Genomic DNA, 20,197 nt, shown 5'->3' with positions numbered 1-20,197 from the left:
CATCGTAGAATAGATTCCCTCTATCGTCACTAACACGGTTCATTCCCTTATGAAACTTGCCACGCTGAAGGACGGCACACGCGACGGCCAACTGATCGTCGTGTCCCGCGACCTGCACACTGCGGCCATCGCCGAAGCGATTGCGCCCACGCTGCAACGCGTGCTCGATGACTGGACCTTCTACGCGCCGCAACTGCAGGACCTGTACGACGCGCTCAATCAGGGCCGTGCGCGCAACACGTTCTCGTTCGACGCGAAGGAATGCATGGCGCCGCTGCCGCGAGCGTTCCAGTGGGCCGACGGATCGTCGTATGTGAACCACGTCGAACTGGTGCGCCGCGCACGCGGCGCGGAAATGCCGCCGGAGTTCTGGACCGATCCGTTGATGTATCAAGGCGGCAGCGACGACTTCATTGGCCCGAAAGACGACGTGGTGTGCGCGTCCGAAGCGTTCGGCATCGACTTCGAGGCTGAAGTGGCGGTCATCACCACCGACGTGCCGATGGGCGCAACGCCTGATCAGGCGCTCAAAGGCGTGCGCCTGATCACGCTGGCCAACGACGTTTCTCTGCGCAATCTGATTCCGGCGGAACTGTCCAAGGGTTTCGGCTTCTTTCAGAGCAAGCCGGCTACCGCATTTGCACCGGTTGCCGTGACACCTGACGAACTTGGCGAGCACTGGAGGGAAGGGCGCGTGCATCGTCCCATGATCGTTCACTGGAACGGCAAGAAAGTCGGCCAGCCGGATGCGGGTACCGACATGGTGTTCCACTTCGGTCAGCTGATCGCGCATGCGGCGAAGACGCGCAATCTGCGCGCTGGTTCGGTCGTCGGTTCGGGCACGGTGTCGAACAAGGACGCGAAGCGTGGCTACTGCTGTATCGCCGAAAAGCGCTGCCTCGAAACGATTGAAGATGGCGCGCCGCAGACGGAATTCATGAAGTATGGCGACACGGTGAAGATCGAGATGTTCGATGAGGCGGGTAAGTCCATCTTCGGTTCGATCGAGCAGGGTATCGCGCCGCTCGACGGCGCGCGCTAGGCCTCAGGCAGCAGCAGGCACGATGTTGTGGCGGGGCCGTGCAGCCGGCCGAAAGGGTTTCGCCCGATAGCGGCGCACAAGCGCGCCGCTACACTGACTGACGCGCGATGGCGAGCCGCGGGTGACATCGTGGTGCGCCGGAAGCGAATTGATTAGCGACACTAAACAGAATGGCGCGATCAGACTGCGTGCAAACTATTCTTCGAACCGCCGCGCAGCGATAGACCTTTCGTGGCGAAATGGTGGGCGAAATAGCGGACGAACCAGAGCGATCTACCGGACCGAGAGCCATGTCTCACGAATCACACAGCAATCCTGCCTTTTACGCACATTACCGGTCACTGCGGCTGCGGCATCATCCGCATGGCATTCTCGAAGTCGTCATGAGCGGCGAGGGCGCGAACCGGAGTGGACTGGTCACCGCCGATGAGCGGATGCATTTCGAACTCGCGGAAATCTGGCGTGACATCGACCGCGATCCTGAAACGCGGGTAGCCGTGATTCGTGGCGAAGGCAAAGGTTTTTCGGCGGGCGGCGATCTGCACCTGGTTGAACAGATGGCGACGGATTTCGAGGTGCGCACCCGCGTCTGGCGCGAGGCGCGCGACCTCGTCTACAACGTGATCAACTGCAGCAAGCCGATCGTCTCGGCAATGCATGGGCCGGCCGTCGGCGCGGGTCTGGTGGCGGGACTGCTCGCCGATATTTCGATCGTGGCGAAGAGCGCGCGGATCATCGACGGTCACACGCGCCTCGGCGTCGCGGCGGGCGATCATGCGGCGATCGTCTGGCCGCTTTTATGCGGTATGGCTAAAGCCAAGTATTACCTGCTGCTGTGCGAACCGGTGAGCGGCGAGGAGGCGGAGCGCATCGGTCTCGTGTCCCTCGCCGTGGATGAAAACGATCTGCTGCCGAAGGCCTTCGAGGTGGCCACCAGGCTCGCGCAGGGTTCGCAGACGGCCATTCGCTGGACCAAGTACGCGCTGAACAACTGGTTGCGTTCGGCGGGACCTGCCTTCGACACCTCGCTCGCGCTTGAATTCATGGGTTTCGCCGGGCCGGACGTGCGCGAGGGCGTGACGTCCTTGCGCGAGCGGCGAGCGCCGGATTTCCACCGTGGCCGTCCGCATGACGAAGCGCGGGGTGGCCATGCATCAAGCGGTTCGCCGAAGGAAAAGCCGGAGTGACGCCGCAGATGGACCGAGGCGGTATCAACACCACGAAAGCGAACCGCACCGGGTGCGCGACGCCATCCAGAGACGAGTCGGAACAGAACCCGGCAGAACCAGACGGAACCAGGCGGTAACCGGTCGAAAGGCCTATGTGACTACCACCCTGCGCGCGGTATGATCGGACGCGACGATTGTGGAACTGCGCCATTTCTATTGCTGTCTGCCGCGAGGAGAAAAACATGACCGATATACCCGGCTCCACGCCGCCCTTTCCTGGTTTTCCCGGCTTTCCTCCTGCCGAGATGCTCGACCGCATGTGGGACATGATGCGCCTCACGCCGTTCGGCTCGGCCTTCCCGGGCGCACAGGCGGGCGCCGCGCAGGGCCTCGGGCCGTCGCTGTCCATGATGTCCGACATGATGGCGCCGCTCACCAGTGTCGAAGAACTCGACAAGCGCATTACCGACATGCGGGCAGTCGAGCAATGGCTCAAGCTGAATCTGAACATGCTGCAGTCGGCAATCCAGGCGCTGGAAGTACAGCGCGCCACGCTCGCCACGCTGCGTGCTTTCGGCGCTTTCGCGCAGCAATCGATGGCGCAGCCGGCGACTCCGCCATCGGCTCCGGCGCCGCAATGGCCCCGTTCCGAACCTGCTGCCGCTGCACGCCCGGGCGCCGAAGACAAGGATGAGCCCGAGACGGAAGCCGGTGAAAGCACGCCGGCCTTCGACGCATCCAGCTGGTGGAATCTGCTGCAGTCGCAGTTCAATCAGATTGCACAGTTCGCGATGTCGCAGCCTGGGACTGCCGCTGCGAGCGCCGAATCATCCGCCCAGGCGGCCACCGACGCCCCAGCCGCATCAGGCGCAGCGGACCCGGGCGCTCCGACGGATCCAGAGGACAAGCTCGCGGCAAAGGAGCCGGCCGCGAAACGTGCCGCTTCGGCCAGATCGTCCAGCGGGGCCGCCAGTCGGCCGCGCGCATCGAAGAAAGCGCCTTCGCAACCGGAGTGAGGCGTGTGACCTGGGCGCGCGCCCTGGGCGGCACGCGCCTTGCAACTCATCTCCGTAACAAACGTCAAGCAAACTCGCAGGGATAACGCCGGTTTTGCTGAGGTGGATCAATGAGTGCTGCGGGTATGACCCTATGAAAGGCGAGGGCCGCAAAGTCAGCGTGCTATCATGGTGAAAGCTTTATCCGGCCGTCGGACGCGCTCTGAAAACTACCAATCCAGCCGCCCGTTTGCCGCCGGTCCAACCGGCAGGGCTGGATAGTGGCTCCATCAGGCAAGTCGACCTTAGGCACGTGTACCTAACCCACGGTTGGCCGCGCGGCGCAAGACTGCGGTTTTCAACAGCGCGCACATGCCGCATGACTTCTTTGCCACAAGGTGCATCTGAGTGGCCGATTACCGCGTAAAATTGAATGCTTGGCTCGCGAACGCGTGTGTTTCGTTCGCCATTAGCAAGAGTTGCAACAGACACAAACAGACGTCGCAATGCGCAGAACAGGGGTGGGACTATGAACACCATGCTTTATCCGGAACTTTATAAATCGCTCGAATCCGTTCGATGGGACATGGAGAAAGACATTCCCTGGGACACGTTCGATGCATCGCTCCTGACCGACGAGCAGGCAGCGACAATCAAGATGAACGCGATCACCGAGTGGTCCGCGTTGCCTGCAACAGAAATGTTCCTGCGCGACAACCATCACGACAGCGACTTTTCCGCTTTCATGAGCGTGTGGTTCTTCGAAGAACAGAAGCACTCGCTGGTGTTGATGGAGTATCTGCGCCGCTTCAAGCCGGAAATGTGTCCGACTGAAGAAGAACTGCATGCGGTGCGCTTCGAATTCGATCCGGCTCCGCCGCTTGAAACGCTGATGCTGCACTTCTGCGGCGAAATCCGCCTGAATCACTGGTATCGCCGCGCGGCCGAATGGCACACGGAACCGGTCATCAAGGCCATCTACGAAACCATTTCGCGCGACGAAGCCCGTCACGGCGGCGCTTATTTGCGCTACATGAAGAAAGCCATGTCGAATTTCGGCGACGTGGCGCGCGCTGCGTTCGCAAAGATCGGCGTGTTGATGGCATCCGCGCGCCGGACGGAAAAGCCGCTGCACCCCACCAACCTGCACGTCAACCAGGCGCTGTTCCCGCGCGACACCATCCAGTCGCGTCTGCCGGATCCGGAATGGCTCGAACGCTGGCTCGACGAGCAGATCCGTTTTGACGACGGCTGGGAAAAGAAAGTTGTCGAACGCATCCTGCATAACCTGTCCATCTTGTTCGAGCGTACGTTCACCACCGCGCAGGAACTGAACCGCTATCGCAAGGAAGTGGTGACGCGCCTGCAGGCCGATCAGAAGTCGGCTGAACAGCCGGCTTGACATGACGGCTTCGGTCCGGCGGCGCTGGTGTAATCGCCCGGCGCGCCAGACACCGGTGCAATGCGTCAGATGACCAGCAAGATGTGAGAACGGCCCGGCAGGCGCAAGCTTGCCGGGCCGTTTGTTTGACGCGCAAGATCGATCGAAGGCGTCTTCGTTCGCGGCCGTCCATCGCGCGGTCAGGCATTTCTCAATGCGCCGCATGACGTGTATCGTGGCGGCCAGTTCTTCTTTTTCTGCTCCGAATCACACATGTCAGCCATTTTCGAACGCAAGCTCATGACCCGCGATGCACTCGCGAAGCTCCGTCCCACGTTGACCGGCCCGGTCGTGTTCACCAACGGCGTGTTCGACATCCTGCACCGTGGTCACGTGACCTACCTGGCCGATGCAAAGGCGTTGGGCGCGTGCCTGATTGTCGGCGTGAACAGCGACGCATCCGTGCGCATGCTCGGCAAGGGCGACGACCGGCCGATCAACAATCAGGCCGACCGGATGGCCTTGCTCGCCGCGCTGGAAAGCGTCGATTGGGTAGTCGGTTTCGAGGAGCAGACGCCGGTGGCGTTGATCGAAGCGCTGCATCCCGACGTGCTGGTCAAAGGCGGCGACTACGAGATGGACAAGCTCCCGGAGTCGGCCCTGGTGCGCAGTTGGGGTGGCCGGGTGCTAGCCATTCCGTTCGAGCACGACCGGTCCACCACCGCCCTGCTGAAAAAGGTCCGCGCGCAGGGTTGAAACCCCGCGCGGGCGGGCTCACTGCGCCAGCTCCGACGCGGCGACGGCCGGCGTGGGCGCCGGTCCGCCGACCACGGCCAGGTCGGCCGCTTCCGATGCCGACACAGCCTCCACCCGCAGCGTCTCCGGATGAATCTGCCGGTTCAGATGATTCGGCTCACGCGCGCCCGCGATGGGCGTCGGGCCGAACACGCCGCGTAGTGTCACGAACGCGAGCATGTTGGCAAGAAACAGAATAGCGATCAGCCAGCGCAACATGAATGGAGTCTCCGTCTAAGGGTGCTGCGTGCGTGCATCGGGAGCGCTGTCGTCACGGCTGCCGTGGCGTGGCGCTTTCGGCGGCAATCAGGGCAAGGCCCGACAGCACGAGCGAATCGTGGCGAGTATGCGGTACTTTGAGGGCCGCTGTCACTTCGTCCGCCGCGCCGCCGCCGACCACGAGGCGCACCGGCACGCCCCACGCCTCCTGCAGATCGTTCCACATGCGCTCGATCAGTCCCGCTTGCGCGAGCGCGCAACCGGCGGACAGCGAGCGCGGCGTATCGGTGGCGAAGAATGGGCCGTGCTGCGCATCGCCTGGCGCCAGCAGTCCGCGCGCCGCGTTGGCATCGAGCGTGGGCAACTGGGCGGTGTGTTCGCCGAGCGAGCGCATCATCAGCGACCAGCCCGGCGCAATCAGTCCGCCCACGAACCTGCCGTCGCCGCGCAACGCTTCCAGCGTGGTGGCGGTGCCGAAGGTCGCGATCAGCAGGGGTTCGTGAGGAAACGCCGCGTGCGCGCCGATCAGCCCGGCCCAGCGGTCGCTGCCGAGTGCGGACGGGGTCGTGTAGCCGTTCGTCACGCCGCCTTGCTGTTCACAGGCGCGGATCGTGGTGCGCGGCAAGCCGGGCCAGTGCGCGTCGAGCAACGCCGCAAGACGCTGCGTCACCTGTTCGCCGGCGACGTTCGAAATCCAGGCGCTGGCAGGTGCGGGCAGATCCGACCAGTCAGGCTCATCTGCCCCTGTACCGGAAGACGAGACTGTCTTCGCGCCACCATGTGCAAACGCGCCCGCGTGTGTCTGCGTGCCGTGCGCCTGCACCAGTGCCCACTTGATGCGGCTATTGCCTGCGTCGATCAGCAGGAAAGGCGCGCGGTTCATGCGCGCCCGTTGGCGAGGCGCAGCGAGACGTCGCCGGTGGCGATCGCCTTGCGACCCGACGGCGTGTCGAGTAGCAATTGGCCGATTTCGTCGACGCCCGCCGCCACGCCGCGCTCCAGTTCAAGCCCCTGTTCCAGCAAGACGACTTCACGGCCCGCATAGGCATGGCAGGCGTTCCAGCGCGGCTGGAACGGCGCGAAGCCTTCCGCGCCGAAGCGCTTTAAGGCGGCGTCCAGCGCGTTCAGTTCTGCCGCCAGCGTGTCGGTCAGATTCGCATTCGGCAGGGCGACGGAGAGCGCGGTCGGCAGCGTGCCGCGCGCTTGCGGCGGCACGTCGGCGTTCAGCGCGCCGACCTTGGCCGCCAGGTCGTCCGCACCCTTCACGTTAGTGCCGATGCCGATCACCACCGCGCTCGCGTACTCCGTGCTCCACGCGGTTTCGATCAGGATGCCGGCGAGCTTGTCGCCTTCCAGCAGCACGTCATTGGGCCACTTCAGCGAAATCTGGCCGGGTGCGGCGAGCGGCAAGGAACGCAGCCCGTCGACCAGCGCCACTCCGACCGCGAGGCTCAAACCCGCCAGTCCTTCGAGCGGACGCGGCAACACGCACGCCACCGAAAACAGCAGCGCATTGCCAGGCTCTGCGTACCATGTGCGCCCGCGCCGGCCGCGGCCCGCCGTCTGCAGATAGGCGACTCGCACAATGGGCCGCGGCAGCGCATTGGACCTGCGCGGCAGCGCCTTGACGCGCGCCATCAGGTCGGCATTGGTCGAGCCGGTTTCTTCGACGATTTCGATGGGCCAGTCGTGCGCGTGAGAGCCGAACAAGGCGACGGCGCGCTCGCGGTCGATGCGCCAGTCGCCCGCGGGCGCAGCATCGGATGAGGACTTGGAAGCGTTCATGGCGCATATTGTAGCGACAGGGCGGCCCGGCAGCGCTTCAGGGCCGCATGACGGCGCTTTGAAGCGCACCCGGCGCACCGACGGCGCGCGCCGGATGAGCACAGGAGCACGGTTCGTTCGCGCCGCGTTCGTTACAATGGCCCCTGATCCGATAACCACAATCCGCCGATCCTTGAACTACGACACTCCGCCCGGCCTCGAAGTCGCGGCAGGCAGCCAAGGCAAGATCGTCCGGCTTTCCGGCCAGTGGACGGCGCTTGCGCTCGCACGTGACCGCGCCACCGGCAAGGTGGTGCCCCGTCTGCGCTCGCTGATCGGCGCGGAAGGGATGCTGTGGGACCTGTCACGCATCGAGCGGATGGACCACGTGGGCGGCCAGGCACTGTGGCGCGTCTGGGGCCACAAGCTGCCGCGCCAGGTCGTCGACCTGAATCCCACCCAACGCGACATCTTTGAGCGCATCGCATTGCTCGATTCCGTCCGCGAGGCCCCCGAACCGGTGGTTCGGCTCGACCCGTTCACGCGGCTCGGCCTGGGGATTTTCTCGTTCTTCGAGCATCTGTACGGCGGCATCGCCATGTTCGGGCGCGTGGTGCTGGATCTGCTCAAGGTCGTGCGGAATCCGAAGATCACGCCCTGGACCGAGATTTCGGCGAACGTATACAACGCGGGCGCCAGGGCCATGCCGATCATTGCGCTGGTCGCGTTCCTGATCGGCATCGTGTTGAGCTATCTGTCGGCGCAGCAATTGCGGCTGTTCGGTGCGAATCAGTACATCGTCAACATTCTTGGACTGTCGGTGATTCGCGAACTCGGGCCGGTCTTGTCGGCCATTCTGGTGGCCGGCCGGTCGGGCTCTGCCATCACCGCGCAGATCGGCGTGATGCGGGTCACCGAGGAACTCGACGCCATGCGCGTGATGGGCATCCCGCACGGCTTGCGGCTGATCTTGCCGCGCGTCATCGCGCTCGGCGTAGCCATGCCGCTGCTCGTGATGTGGACCAATATCGTCGCGCTGACGGGCGGCGCGCTCGCCGCGAAGATCGTGCTCGGCATTGACATGAGCTATTTCTTCCGCGCCTTGCCGAGCGTGGTGCCGGTCGCGAACCTGTGGATCGGTCTTGGCAAGGGCGCGGCGTTCGGCATGCTGATCGGCATCGTCGGCTGCCATTTCGGCTTTCGCATCAAGGCGAATTCGCAAAGTCTGGGCGAGGGCACGACGACCTCGGTGGTGACCTCGATCACCATCGTGATTCTCGCGGACGCGGTGTTCGCGGTCCTGTTCCAGAACGTGGGGCTCGGATGACCGCGCCGCTCACCGAGTCCGTGCGCGGCCAGCCGCCGCCTTCGATTGCCGAACCGGTCATCGAGGTGCGCGACCTGACCAAGCGCTACGGCCGCAACATCGTGCATCAGCACCTGAACTTCGAGGTGCGGCGCGGCGAGATCGTCTCGATCGTGGGCGGCTCGGGCTCCGGCAAGACCACGCTGGTGCGGCAGATTCTCGGGCTGGAGAGGCCGTCGTCCGGCACCATCAAGCTGTTCGGCGAAAATCTGGCCACCATTTCACCGGAGACGGCGCTGCTGATGCGCAGCCGCTCCGGAATGCTGTTTCAGCGCGGCGCGTTGTTCTCGTCGCTGTCGGTGTTTGACAACATCGCACAGCCGTTGCGCGAGCTCGGCAAGATCCCGGAAGACCTGCTGCGCGACATCGTGATGCTGAAGCTCGAGATGGTCGGCCTGCCGTGCAAGAACGCCTCGAAGATGCCGTCGGCGCTGTCGGGCGGCATGATCAAGCGGGTCGGTATTGCGCGCGCCATCGCGCTGGAACCCGAATTGCTGTTCCTCGACGAGCCGACGGCCGGCCTCGATCCGCAGGCCTCGGATGAGTTCGTGGAGCTGGTCGGCACGCTGCATCGCGCTTTGGGCCTGACCGTCGTGATGGTGACGCACGACCTCGACACGATGGTCGCGCTATCCACCCGCGTCGCCGTGCTGGCCGACCGCAAGGTACTGGTGGCCGCGCCGGTCGAGGAAGCGGCGGGCGTCGATCATCCGTTCATCCGCGAATACTTCCTCGGCCTGCGCGGCCGCCGCGCGCTGCAGGCGCTGCCGCCGGAGCGTCGCGCGAAGCTGCCGCCCGCGGCGCTCGAACCGGCATCGTCTGAACTGCCGCTGTGAACCAGGGAACCTGACAATGGAAAACAAATCGCATGCCTTCTGGGCTGGGCTCTTCACGGTGCTGCTGCTGGCGGCAGTGGCGGCCGCGGCGTTCCTTTTCAATGTCGACCGTTCTGTGCGAATTCCCTATGACATGATTGCACGCACCAATGTCACCGGTTTGTACACGGATGCCGCGGTGCGCTATCGCGGGCTGGACGTCGGCAAGGTGCAGTCCATCAAGTTCGACCGGGCTCATCCGGGGCAGATCCTGATCCGCATCATGGTCGATCAGCACGCGCCGATCACGCGCTCCACGTTTGGCACGCTCGGCTTCCAGGGCGTCACGGGGATCGCCTTCGTCCAGCTCGAAGATACGGGGCGCGATCTGTCGCCGCTGCCTTCGTCGGCCAAGCAGGTCGCGCAGCTGCCGATGCGCCCCGGCCTGCTCGATCAGCTGCAGCAGCGCGGCGACATCCTGTTGCGCAAGCTGGAAAGAATCGCCGACGACGTGAACGAGGTGCTGTCGCCGGAAATGCGCGAGCAGTTGCTGAACACCGCGGCGAGCCTGCAGCAAGCCGCCGACGGCGTCACCACGCTCACCAGGCAGATGCAGCCAGCCGTCGGCAAGCTGCCGGACACGATCAACCAGCTGGACGTCACCCTCGCCTCGACCAACAAGTTGATCACCGGTCTGAACCGCTCGGACGGTCCGCTCGAGATGAACCTGAACAAGGTGGGCACGGCGGCGCAGCAGGCGGGCGACGCGCTGACGTCAATGAATGCGTCGGTGCAGGATCTGTCGTCGCGGGTCGGATACGACACGCTGCCGCGCGTGAATTCGCTCGCCGACGACGTGCGCTCCGCCGTGCATTCGGTGGACCGCGCCGCCGACATGATCAGTACGAATCCCCGTAGTGTGCTGTTCGGCGCGCCCGCTGCCGCGCCCGGTCCCGGCGAGCCCGGCTTTGCATGGCCCGCGGCCCGCCCGGCCCAATGAGACTTGAAAGGAAGATTGTCATGGCACGCTCGCCTTACCGCTCTTTCAACCTGTTCCGGGCCGACGCCGCCTGCGCGGTCGTGCTCGCGCTCGGCGTGCTCGCCGGTTGCGCCGGCAACCCTGCTGCGCTGGCCAACATCCGCTACGACTTTGGGCCGGCGCCGCAGCCGGCCGCCTCCGGCTCGATGCCGGCCGTCAAGGTGCTGGACGTCACCGCGCCTGAAACGCTCGCCTCCGACAAGCTGATCTACCGGCTCAGCTACGCCGACGCGCAGCAGACCGCGGCGTACGCGAACAGCCACTGGACCATGGCACCGTCCGAACTGCTGACGCAGCGGCTGCGCACCGCGTTGTCGGAGCGCGGCACGGTGCTGACCGGCGCCGACGCCGTGAGCGCGCCGGTGCTCAAGGTCGACCTGAACGAGTTCGAACAGATTTTCGACAGCCAGACGCAAAGCCACGGTGCGGTCACCGCGCGCGCGACCCTGACGCACGGCGGCAAGGTGATCGGCCAGCGCACCTTTACCGCCCGTGCGCCGGCCAGCACCACGGACGCGGCCGGCGGCGCGCAGGCGCTCGCCACGGCCAGCGACGATCTCGTCGCGCAGATCGCGGCCTGGCTCGGAGCGCAGGCGCTCGTCGCCGGCCAATGACCGCCGCCTCACGCACGCAGCATCGGAGCGTAGCGTGAGCGGCAAGGCGTGGGAGCGCCGCCCGTCGGCGCTGGCGAGGCAGATGCTGGGCCTGTATGCCGCGCTGATCGTGTATGGCTCGTGGTATCCCTTTTCGGGCTGGCGCTCGCTTGGACTCGGTCCGTTCGCCTATCTTTCCGACCCGATCCCGCAGTACCTCACGGCGTTCGACGTCGTCACCAATGTGCTCGGCTACATGCCATTCGGCGCGCTCGTCGTGCTGGCGATCTATCCGCGCTGGCGCGGCCCGCTCGCGGTCGCGCTCGCCTTCATGCTGGGGGCGCTCCTGTCCGGCACGATGGAAGCGGTGCAAACCTATCTGCCAACGCGGGTCGCCTCCAACCTCGACCTCGCCGCCAATGCGCTTGGCGCGCTGCTGGGCGCGGTGCTGATGTCGCCAGCCACCGGCGCGCTGCTCGACCGCGGCTTGCTGCGCCGCACGCGTCTGCTGTGGTTCGAGCGCGATACCGCGGCTTTGGTGTGCCTCGCCGCGCTGTGGCCGTTTGCGACGATGTTTCCGGCGCCGCGGCTATTCGGCGTGGGCGACTGGCCGCGCGCCCTGTGGCTGCACGCCGATTCCACGATGCAGGACGCGCTGCTCGCCTGGCTGCCCACGAAATGGCACGTCATCACGTGGCCGGCGCGAATGGCAGGCTGGCTATCCGATGATGGCTGGGAAACCCTCATCACCACGCTGAACCTGTTTGCCGCCGGCGCGCTGGCGTCCTTGCCGATGCGCGCCCAGGCGCCGCGCGCGCGGTTGCTGCTCACGTTCGTCGCAGTGACCGTGAGCATCAAGATCGGCGCGACGTTTCTGCAGTCGGAGTCGGGTCTCGCGTTCAACTGGGCGACGCCCGGCGCGCTGGCGGGTCTCGTGGGCGGCACGCTCGCTGCCTTGCTGGCACTGCGCCTGCCGCGCCGCTGGCGCATGGCGCTGGCCGCCGCCGCGCTGGCGGTCACGCTGATAGGCGTCAACCTGCTGCCGGTGAATCCGTATTTCGACGTGGTGCTCGCCGACTGGCGGCAGGGACGCTATCTGCATTTCAACGGACTCGCGCGCTGGCTGGCGTGGGTCTGGCCGTATGCGGCACTGGTGTGGGTCGCGTTTTCGGTGGAGCGGGCGTGGCTCAAGCGGCGGCGCACGGCGCCCTGACGATGCCCGTGCAACTGCGCCGGCCAGCCCCCGTCGCTATAATCGACCCACACCAGGCGCGTCGCGCCGTCCGCTCGCTCAGGCCGGCGTTCACCCGCCTTCCATCCGTTTCAGCCTCGCCCTCCGGAAATCATGGATTCTTTCTACAAGTACCACGTGTTTTTTTGCCTCAACCAGCGCGATCCCGGCGCGGAGCGCCCAAGTTGCGCGAATTGCAATGCGCAGGCCATGCAGGAGCATGCGAAAAAGCGCGTGAAGCAGCTCGGCCTCGCAGGGCCGGGTCAGGTGCGCATCAACAAGGCCGGGTGCCTCGACCGCTGTGAGGAAGGCCCGACAGTCGTGATCTATCCGGAAGGCACCTGGTACACCTATGTCGACGAAAGCGACATTGACGAAATCGTCGAATCGCATCTGGCGAACGGCAAGGTGGTCGAGCGCCTGAAAATCGATCGGTAAGCGGCGCCATGAATGTTCATACGAAACAGTTTCTGATCGACGGTCCGGTCGGCAAGATCGAGGTCGCACTCGATCAGCCCGACGAGGTACGCGAGAACGGCGCCGTGCCGCGCGGCATCGCGCTGGTGGCGCATCCTCATCCGCTGTTCGGCGGCACGATGGACAACAAGGTTGCGCAAACGCTCGCCCGTACGCTCGTGCAGCTGAATTACGTGACCTATCGTTCGAACTTCCGCGGCGTGGGCAAGACCGAAGGTACGCACGATGCCGGGCTCGGCGAGCGCGACGATCTGCGTGCCGTGCTGGACCATATGCGCGCGCAACCGGGGCAGTCTGATCTGCCCCTCGTGTTGGCCGGCTTTTCGTTCGGCACCTTCGTGCTCTCGCACGTGGCGAGACGTCTGCTCGAAGAAGGGCAGGCGATCGAGCGGATCGTGTTCGTCGGCACGGCTGCGAGCCGCTGGGAAGTGGCGCCCGTGCCGGAAAACACGCTCGTGATTCACGGCGAAACAGACGACACGGTGCCGGTTCAATCCGTTTTCGACTGGGCGCGTCCGCAAGAATTACCGGTGGTCGTGATTCCCGGTGCCGAACATTTTCTGCATCGCAAGCTGCATGTGCTGAAGCGGATCATCGTCGACGCCTGGCGTTAAGGCGCGCGTCGCGGCGGGAGCGCTGGAGGGTCTGCGCGCGTTTTCCGGGGTACAGGTACGCGTCAAATGAAAATTTATCGGTGTGCAATGCGCAAAGTTGCCCTCCTGCCGCGCGTATAATGAGCGCTCTTTTTTGGGCGCAGCGCCGCCCACCCGGTTGGTTGCGTCGTTGCTTGATGGCAGCGCCGGATGCCGGACGCGCTGCGCGAACCGATCGCATGGCCGGAAGTCCAATGGGCGCCGCGCTGCTTTTGTCGCGGCAAGCGCCCGCCGACCGGCTCTTCCAAACTGCGCGCCCTTAAGGCGCGCGATGCATATTTCTGCCCGAATCGACCCTATGCGTTTCTCCACCTCCGGCTTCCCGTCACTCTCGTCCTTCGTTCCCCATAGCATCAGCCGCGCCGTGACACTTGGCGTGGTGCTGCCCGCTACGCTCGTCGCGAGCACCGCGTTTGCGCAGGTGCCACCGCCGGCGGTGAACGCGCGTTCGTGGGTACTCGTCGATGCGACCAGCAATCAGGTGCTCGCCTCCGGCAACGCCGACGAGCGCGCCGAACCGGCGTCGCTGACCAAGCTGATGACCGCCTACCTGGTCTTCGAAGCGCTGCAGACGAAGAAGATCACGATGGAGCAGATCGTCAATCCGAGCGAAGCGGTACGCCGCGTGAAGACCGACGAATCGCGCATGTTCATCGAAGCAAACAAGCCGGTCTCCGTGCACGACCTCGTCTACGGCATGATCATCCAGTCCGGCAACGACGCGGCAATCGCGCTGGCTGAACTGGTGGGCGGCAGCGAATCGCAGTTCGTCACCATGATGAACGCCGAAGCCCAGCGCCTCGGCATGAAACATACGCATTTCGCGGATGTGAACGGCATGCCCGACCCGCAGCACTACACGAGCGCGGGCGACCTCGCGATCCTGTCGGCGCGCCTGATTCGCGACTTCCCCGACTACTACAACATCTTCTCGGTGAAGGAATTCACCTATAACAAGATCAAACAGCCGAACCGCAATCGTCTGCTGTGGATCGATCCGACCGTCGACGGTCTGAAGACCGGCCATACGCAGGCGGCCGGCTATTGCCTGATCGCGAGCGCCAAGCGTCCGCTGCCGGGCGTGCCGGACGCGTCGCGCCGCCTCGTCGCGGTGATGATGGGCGAGACGAAGGAGCACGACCGCGTCGAAGACAGCCTGAAGATGCTGAACTACGGTTACAGCGCGTACGACACGGTGCGTCTGTACAAGGCCGGTCAGGTGATCGAGACGCCGCGCGTCTACAAGGGTGCGGAAGACACGGTCAAGATCGGCGTGAAGTCGGATCAGTACATCACCGTGCCGAAGGGCCTGGGCGACAAGGTGAAGCCGCAGGTCGAGCATATCGACCCGTTGATCGCGCCGATCGCCGACGGCCAGCAGGTCGGCACCGTGAAGCTCGTCGCCGACGGCAAGACGCTCGCCCAGTTCCCGATCGTCGCCATGCAGACCGTGCCGCAAGCCGGCGTGGTGGGCCGCGTGTGGGATTCGCTGATGCTGATGTTCAACAAGAAGAAGTAAGCGCAAGTGCGTGACAGCGGTTCTTGCGGAGACGCCGCAGGAGCCGCGGATCATCTGGGTTCGTCAGGGCATGCGGTGTGCTCGCGACCCGGCAAGGAGTGAAAGATGCAAGCCGATACCGATTCGCTGTTTGAGTTTCCCTGCGATTTCCCGATCAAGGTGATGGGCAAGTCGCATCCCGAGTTCGCCGACACCATCGTGACGGTGGTGCGTCAGTTCGACGAAGCCGTCGATGCCTCGCGTGTTGAAACCCGTCCCTCGAGCGGCGGTAACTACACCGGCCTGACGGTCACGGTGCGGGCCACCAGCCGTGCCCATCTCGACGACATCTACCGGGCGCTTACCGGGCATCCGATGGTGAAAGTCGTACTCTAAACGCGAACGGGCGCCTCGCGCGCCCGTCATGCTGACGGCGAGACGTGCAACGCGTCCGTTGCTTTGTTCGGCCTGGCTGCCTGACCTGTGGGACCCAGGGCGCAGGCCTGATCGAAAAGCTGCTTGAAGCGGCCCACTTCCTCGAATACCCAGTCCCGGAATGCCCGCACCCGTTCGGTTTGCATCATCTGCGGCGGGCAGATGAAGTAGTACTGCCACGGGCTCGGGCCATCCACATCGAACAGGCGCACGAGGCGGCCTGATGCGACTTCGGGCATGGCGAGCGAGCGCCGTGTGAGCGCAATACCCTGACCGTCGATGGCCGCCTGCAGCAGGTTCGACGAATCCTGGTACAGCACGCCGCGTTTCGGTTCCGGCCAGTCGGTCAGGCCAGCGGCATCGAACCAGGGGCGCCAGAGTTCATCGTCTGAGCGCAATAGCGGGACTTTGGCGAGATCGGCAGGCACCTTCGGCAGGTTGCCGCCGTTGAAGTTCGGCGCGCAGGCGGGAAAGAAAATCTCCTCCATCAACAGTTCGGCGTGCAAGCCCGGGTACTTGCCGAAGCCGAAACGGATGGCCGCGTCGACATCGTCGCGGGCGAAGTCGGTCAGCGTATTGGTTGACAGCAGTTCCAGATCCCATTGCGGGTGAGCCTCGATGAAACTGCCGATGCGCGGCGTCACCCAGCGCGCGGCAAACGACGTCAGCATCGACACCACCAGTCGCCGCTCGCGGTCGCCGGCGCGGATTTCGCGCGTGGCGTCGGCCAGCGCCGTCAGGGCGCTGCGCACCTGCGTGGCATAGCGGCGGCCGACTTCGGTCAGGCGCACGCGCTTGCCGTCGCGGGCAAAGAGCGCGACGCCCAGTTCGGCCTCCAACCCGCGGATCTGATGACTGACGGCGCCGTGCGTGACGAACAGTTCGTCCGCGGCGCGCGAAAAGCTCTCGTGACGGGCAGCGGCCTCGAAGGCCTTGATGGCGTTCAGGGCGGGCAGTTGTCGAAGATCCATCGCAATTTTCCTCACATAGAGGTGAAATTTGATCGTTTTGCGCAAACCCTTGCTACGCCTACGATTGTAGGCATGAAACGACTTTTGGCGAGGGCATCATGCGAGAAATTTCCTCTAGCATTACGTTCGAGATCAAGACCGGCGAAACAGTTCCGATGAAGGTGGCACGCAGCACGCGTCTCGCGGTATCGGGCGGTGCGCTGTGGGTGACGCGCAGCGACGATACCGAAGACTATTGGCTGCAGCCCGGGCATACGCTGCGCCTGCGGCGCGGCGAACGGCTGTGGCTGAGCGTCGAAAGCGGCGAGCGGGCTCAGGTGGCCTTCGCGGTACCGGCGCGCGCCGATGTGCGGGCGTTCGACTGGTTGCTGCGGGCGGCCGACCGGCTTGGGTTGCGCGCCCGCGACGGCTGGCGGACGGTGTGACGCCCGGCTCTGGCCGGAACGAGGTGGTGCGTTTTCCGCAGCGCCGGCGCCTGTCCTAAACAGTCCGGCGGCGCGGACGCTTCTCTGCTGTCAGCCCCGCCGGCGCGGTTCTGTGAGGAGGGCGGGCGGAGTCCGGGCGGGGATCTCGGTATTTCGGTAAACTAACGGGATCATGTGTGCCATACCGGTTTCCCCGTCTTTCATATCCGCTGCGCCTGATCCGGTCGATCCGGCTGCTCGGGCGGATACTTCCACGGTTTCCCCTGTTTCAGGTGCCGGATCCTCGCAGGAGGTCACTCCTGCTCTTCGCGCGATCACCGTGCGATGGCGCGGCGTCGAACCCTACGAAATCAGCTTCGATGCGATGCGCGCCTTCACGGACGCGCGCAGCGTCGAAACTTCAGACGAAATCTGGCTGGTCGAACATCCCGCCGTCTTCACGCTCGGCCAGGCGGGCGACCCGGCGCATCTGCTGGCCGCGGATAGCGGCATCCCTCTGGTGAAGGTCGACCGCGGCGGGCAGATCACGTATCACGGGCCGGGGCAGGTGGTTGCTTATCTGCTGCTCGACCTGCGCCGCCGCAAGCTGATGGTGCGCGAGATGGTCACGCGGATCGAGCAGGCCGTGATCGACACACTCGCGGCGTATAATCTCGCCGGAGAACGCAAGGCAGGCGCTCCAGGCATCTACGTAGCGCCGGGTCAGGATGCGGGGTCGCACGCCGGCGCCAAAATCGCCGCGCTGGGCCTGAAAATCCGCAACGGATGCAGCTATCACGGTGTCAGCCTGAACGTGAACATGGACCTGCAGCCGTTTCTGGCCATTAACCCATGCGGTTATGTGGGCCTTGAGACCGTCGACATGGCGACGCTTGGCGTCGCCGCCGGCTGGGACGAGGTGGCCCGGACCCTTGCTGCATGCCTCACCGCAAACATCGACGGCACTCCCGCGGCCGTCGCCCAACCGCAGGCCGGTGTTGTGACCGCCTGACTGGATCGAACGAATGACTGACGTTACCGCGAACCTTGCCGGCACTCCCGCCACCGACGCCGTCCCGGCCTCTGCAGCTTATGACGCCACGGCGAAACAGAAGGCGCAGGCCAAGACCGCGCGCATTCCGATCAAGATCGTGCCGATCGAAAAGCTGAAGAAGCCGGACTGGATTCGCGTGAAAGCGGCCACTGGCAATTCGCGCTTCTACGAGATCAAACAGATTCTGCGCGAGCACAACCTGCATACGGTCTGTGAAGAGGCGAGCTGCCCGAATATCGGCGAGTGCTTCGGCAAGGGAACGGCGACGTTCATGATCATGGGTGACAAGTGCACACGCCGTTGCCCGTTCTGCGATGTGGGCCATGGCCGTCCCGATCCGCTGGATGCCGACGAACCGGCTAACCTGGCACGCACGATCGCCGCGCTGAAGCTGAAGTACGTGGTGATCACCAGCGTGGACCGCGACGATCTGCGCGACGGCGGTGCTGCTCACTTCGTTGAATGCATTCGCCAGACACGCGAGCTGTCGCCGCAAACGCGCATCGAAATTTTGACGCCGGATTTCCGCGGCCGTCTGGACCGCGCGCTGGGAATTCTCAATGCCGCGCCGCCCGATGTGATGAACCACAACCTCGAAACGGTGCCGCGTCTGTACAAGGAGGCGCGCCCGGGTTCGGATTACGCGCATTCGCTGAAGCTGCTGAAGGACTTCAAGGCGCTGCATCCGGATGTCGCAACCAAGTCCGGTCTGATGGTGGGCCTTGGCGAAACGGAAGAGGAAATTCTTCAGGTGATGCGCGATCTGCGCGAACACGATGTCGACATGCTGACGATTGGCCAATACCTGCAGCCGTCGGAGCATCACCTGCCGGTTCGTTCCTACGTCCATCCGGACACGTTCAAGATGTACGAAGAGGAAGCCTACAAGATGGGTTTCACGCATGCGGCGGTTGGCGCCATGGTGCGTTCGAGCTATCACGCTGACCTGCAGGCGCATGGAGCCGGCGTGGTCTGAGCGTCTGCCTGGCAGTGCGTTTTGGATACAGAGCCCGCACCTGATGCGGGCTTTTTTGTGGGCGTTGCGTTGCATCTGGACGCCAGGGTGTTCGGACGTCTGGGTTGCTACCCGTGCTCAATGATTCCCCGCCGTCCCCAACCCGGACAATCAGTCGAACGGCCAGCTTGCGCGCCACGCGCGATTGCGCCGCCTCCGTTGCAAGCCATGCAACGCGCGCTCCAGCGGACCCGTTGATCCAACGCCACACGAAAAGCAATGCTCGAACAGCGTGATTAGCAAACGCATATTCGTTAGAACCGCACCCGCTCAAACTCCCTATAGTCGAAAGCCTCCCACACCTTAATAGAACGGGGCTTCTCGATGAACCGCCTGAATCGCTTCCTCCGTCCGCTCGCTGCGTTTGCCACGCTGCTTGCCATTTCCGCGTCCTTTGCAGGCGCGGCCCACGCCGACACGAAAGAGGTCGTGATCGCCTATCAGGACATGGTGCTGCCCTGGCGCTACGCGCAGGCCACCGGCGAAGTCGAGAAAGCTACCGGCTACAAGATCACGTATCGACAGCTTGCAAGCGGTGCGGATGTGGTGCGCGCGCTGGCGTCGGGCTCGGTGCAACTGGGCGAGGCCGGTTCCAGTCCGATTGCCGCGGGTCTGTCGCAAGGCGTCGATATCTCCCTCTTCTGGATTCTCGACAACATCAACAACGCTGAAGCGCTGGTGGCGCGCGACGGTTCCGGTGTGACGAGCATTGCGGGCTTGAAGGGCAAAAAAATCGGCGTGCCGTTCGTGTCGACTTCGCATTTTCATACGTTGGTCGCGCTCCAACAGGCCGGTGTGAATCCGGCTGACGTCAAGATCGTCAACCTGCGCCCGCAGGAGGTTTCTGCGGCATGGGATCGTGGCGACATCGACGCCACTTACATCTGGGATCCGGTTCTCGCCAAGGTGAAGAAGAACGGCAAGGTGCTGATCACGTCGGGACAGGTCGCGCAGGAAACCGGTAAGGCGACCTTCGACGGCTTCGTGGTCGATCGCAAGTTCGCCCAGCAGAATCCGGAGTTCGTCGCGCAATTCGTCAAGGTGCTGGCCGCAAGTGACGCGAACTATCGCGATCACACGACGGACTGGAATGCGGCTTCTCCGCAGGTCGCGGCGGTCGCCAAGGAGTCCGGCGCGAATGCGCAGGACGTGCCGGCGAGTCTCGCGCTGTATGCGTTCCCGTCGCCGGCCCAGCAGGCGTCGAACCTGTGGTTGGGCGGCGGCGCGCAGTCGGGTGCGGCTAAGTCGCTCGCGGCGACGGCGGCATTCCTCAAGACGCAG

General features: G+C 64.5%; 22 protein-coding genes. 18 read left to right on the top strand and 4 right to left on the bottom strand.

All coding sequences use genetic code 11. The features are described 5' to 3' along the window. Window positions 1-49 precede the first annotated feature (49 nt). The 5 genes from VGH41_RS02810 to rfaE2 all read left to right on the top strand — a co-directional run bounded on the left by VGH41_RS02810 (window position 50) and on the right by rfaE2 (window position 5,343). The gene (locus tag VGH41_RS02810) at window positions 50-1,042 is read left to right on the top strand and encodes a fumarylacetoacetate hydrolase family protein (RefSeq protein ID WP_331595826.1); all 993 of its coding nucleotides are present in this window, start codon (window positions 50-52) and stop codon (window positions 1,040-1,042) included. 290 nt (window positions 1,043-1,332) lie between these two features. Continuing rightward, entirely contained in the window at window positions 1,333-2,229 is an 897-nt protein-coding gene (locus VGH41_RS02805; protein WP_331595825.1) for an enoyl-CoA hydratase/isomerase family protein, read from the top strand. A gap of 224 nt (window positions 2,230-2,453) precedes the next feature. Next, window positions 2,454-3,227, top strand: a complete 774-nt coding sequence (locus tag VGH41_RS02800) for a PhaM family polyhydroxyalkanoate granule multifunctional regulatory protein (protein WP_331595824.1) — start codon at window positions 2,454-2,456, stop codon at window positions 3,225-3,227. Window positions 3,228-3,735: 508 nt separating this feature from the next. Then, entirely contained in the window at window positions 3,736-4,608 is an 873-nt protein-coding gene (locus tag VGH41_RS02795) for a ferritin-like domain-containing protein (RefSeq protein ID WP_331595823.1), read from the top strand. A gap of 252 nt (window positions 4,609-4,860) precedes the next feature. Beyond that, complete coding sequence (rfaE2, locus tag VGH41_RS02790; protein ID WP_331595822.1) at window positions 4,861-5,343, top strand: D-glycero-beta-D-manno-heptose 1-phosphate adenylyltransferase; 483 nt, start codon at window positions 4,861-4,863, stop codon at window positions 5,341-5,343. A gap of 18 nt (window positions 5,344-5,361) precedes the next feature. On the opposite strand, the gene VGH41_RS02785 is transcribed toward rfaE2, so the two are convergent. Genes VGH41_RS02785 through VGH41_RS02775 form a run of 3 tightly spaced genes read right to left on the bottom strand, consistent with a single transcriptional unit; the run spans window position 5,362 to window position 7,386 of the window. Then, window positions 5,362-5,601 carry a hypothetical protein gene (locus VGH41_RS02785; protein ID WP_331595821.1) on the bottom strand — a complete coding sequence of 80 codons (240 nt, stop codon included), beginning with the start codon at window positions 5,599-5,601 and terminating at the stop codon, window positions 5,362-5,364. 52 nt (window positions 5,602-5,653) lie between these two features. After that, window positions 5,654-6,484: a type III pantothenate kinase gene (locus VGH41_RS02780; RefSeq protein WP_331595820.1), complete on the bottom strand. Its 831-nt coding sequence runs from the start codon at window positions 6,482-6,484 to the stop codon at window positions 5,654-5,656. Next, the gene (locus VGH41_RS02775) at window positions 6,481-7,386 is read right to left on the bottom strand and encodes a biotin--[acetyl-CoA-carboxylase] ligase (RefSeq protein ID WP_331595819.1); all 906 of its coding nucleotides are present in this window, start codon (window positions 7,384-7,386) and stop codon (window positions 6,481-6,483) included. Before VGH41_RS02775 ends, VGH41_RS02780 begins: the two co-directional genes overlap by 4 nt. A 172-nt stretch (window positions 7,387-7,558) precedes the next feature. Here VGH41_RS02775 and VGH41_RS02770 point away from each other — a divergent pair, with 172 nt between their 5' ends. The 9 genes from VGH41_RS02770 to VGH41_RS02730 all read left to right on the top strand — a co-directional run bounded on the left by VGH41_RS02770 (window position 7,559) and on the right by VGH41_RS02730 (window position 15,433). Continuing rightward, on the top strand, window positions 7,559-8,692 hold the full coding sequence (locus VGH41_RS02770; protein WP_331595818.1) for an ABC transporter permease: 1,134 nt from the start codon (window positions 7,559-7,561) through the stop codon (window positions 8,690-8,692). After that, the gene (locus VGH41_RS02765) at window positions 8,689-9,567 is read left to right on the top strand and encodes an ABC transporter ATP-binding protein (RefSeq protein ID WP_331595817.1); all 879 of its coding nucleotides are present in this window, start codon (window positions 8,689-8,691) and stop codon (window positions 9,565-9,567) included. Before VGH41_RS02770 ends, VGH41_RS02765 begins: the two co-directional genes overlap by 4 nt. A gap of 16 nt (window positions 9,568-9,583) precedes the next feature. Then, a complete protein-coding gene (locus VGH41_RS02760) occupies window positions 9,584-10,546 on the top strand; it encodes an MlaD family protein (protein WP_331595816.1) in 963 nt (320 codons plus the stop codon). 20 nt (window positions 10,547-10,566) lie between these two features. After that, window positions 10,567-11,199: an ABC-type transport auxiliary lipoprotein family protein gene (locus VGH41_RS02755; protein ID WP_331595815.1), complete on the top strand. Its 633-nt coding sequence runs from the start codon at window positions 10,567-10,569 to the stop codon at window positions 11,197-11,199. Between the two features lie 82 nt (window positions 11,200-11,281). Beyond that, complete coding sequence (locus VGH41_RS02750; RefSeq protein ID WP_414696589.1) at window positions 11,282-12,391, top strand: VanZ family protein; 1,110 nt, start codon at window positions 11,282-11,284, stop codon at window positions 12,389-12,391. Window positions 12,392-12,523: 132 nt separating this feature from the next. Beyond that, window positions 12,524-12,847, top strand: a complete 324-nt coding sequence (locus VGH41_RS02745) for a (2Fe-2S) ferredoxin domain-containing protein (protein ID WP_331595813.1) — start codon at window positions 12,524-12,526, stop codon at window positions 12,845-12,847. An 8-nt stretch (window positions 12,848-12,855) separates the two neighbouring features. Continuing rightward, a complete protein-coding gene (locus VGH41_RS02740; protein ID WP_331595812.1) occupies window positions 12,856-13,500 on the top strand; it encodes an alpha/beta hydrolase in 645 nt (214 codons plus the stop codon). 337 nt (window positions 13,501-13,837) lie between these two features. After that, a complete protein-coding gene (locus VGH41_RS02735; RefSeq protein WP_331595811.1) occupies window positions 13,838-15,058 on the top strand; it encodes a D-alanyl-D-alanine carboxypeptidase family protein in 1,221 nt (406 codons plus the stop codon). 105 nt (window positions 15,059-15,163) lie between these two features. Then, on the top strand, window positions 15,164-15,433 hold the full coding sequence (locus VGH41_RS02730) for a DUF493 family protein (protein WP_331595810.1): 270 nt from the start codon (window positions 15,164-15,166) through the stop codon (window positions 15,431-15,433). A gap of 26 nt (window positions 15,434-15,459) precedes the next feature. On the opposite strand, the gene VGH41_RS02725 is transcribed toward VGH41_RS02730, so the two are convergent. Next, window positions 15,460-16,443, bottom strand: a complete 984-nt coding sequence (locus tag VGH41_RS02725; protein WP_331595809.1) for a transcriptional regulator GcvA — start codon at window positions 16,441-16,443, stop codon at window positions 15,460-15,462. 98 nt (window positions 16,444-16,541) lie between these two features. Here VGH41_RS02725 and VGH41_RS02720 point away from each other — a divergent pair, with 98 nt between their 5' ends. The 4 genes from VGH41_RS02720 to tauA all read left to right on the top strand — a co-directional run. Further along, window positions 16,542-16,868 carry a DUF2917 domain-containing protein gene (locus VGH41_RS02720; protein WP_331595808.1) on the top strand — a complete coding sequence of 109 codons (327 nt, stop codon included), beginning with the start codon at window positions 16,542-16,544 and terminating at the stop codon, window positions 16,866-16,868. 172 nt (window positions 16,869-17,040) lie between these two features. Beyond that, complete coding sequence (gene lipB / locus VGH41_RS02715; protein ID WP_331595807.1) at window positions 17,041-17,859, top strand: lipoyl(octanoyl) transferase LipB; 819 nt, start codon at window positions 17,041-17,043, stop codon at window positions 17,857-17,859. 13 nt (window positions 17,860-17,872) lie between these two features. After that, window positions 17,873-18,877, top strand: a complete 1,005-nt coding sequence (lipA, locus tag VGH41_RS02710; RefSeq protein WP_331595806.1) for a lipoyl synthase — start codon at window positions 17,873-17,875, stop codon at window positions 18,875-18,877. 363 nt (window positions 18,878-19,240) lie between these two features. Next, window positions 19,241-20,197: taurine ABC transporter substrate-binding protein (gene tauA / locus VGH41_RS02705; RefSeq protein WP_331595805.1), on the top strand; the 957-nt coding region annotated here is incomplete at its 3' end.

The sequence above is a fragment of the Paraburkholderia sp. genome, from assembly GCF_036488795.1.
Taxonomy (GTDB): Bacteria; Pseudomonadota; Gammaproteobacteria; order Burkholderiales; family Burkholderiaceae; genus Paraburkholderia.
The sequence above is the reverse complement of the archived record's forward strand: the minus strand, read 5'-3'. Positions and strand labels throughout refer to the sequence as shown.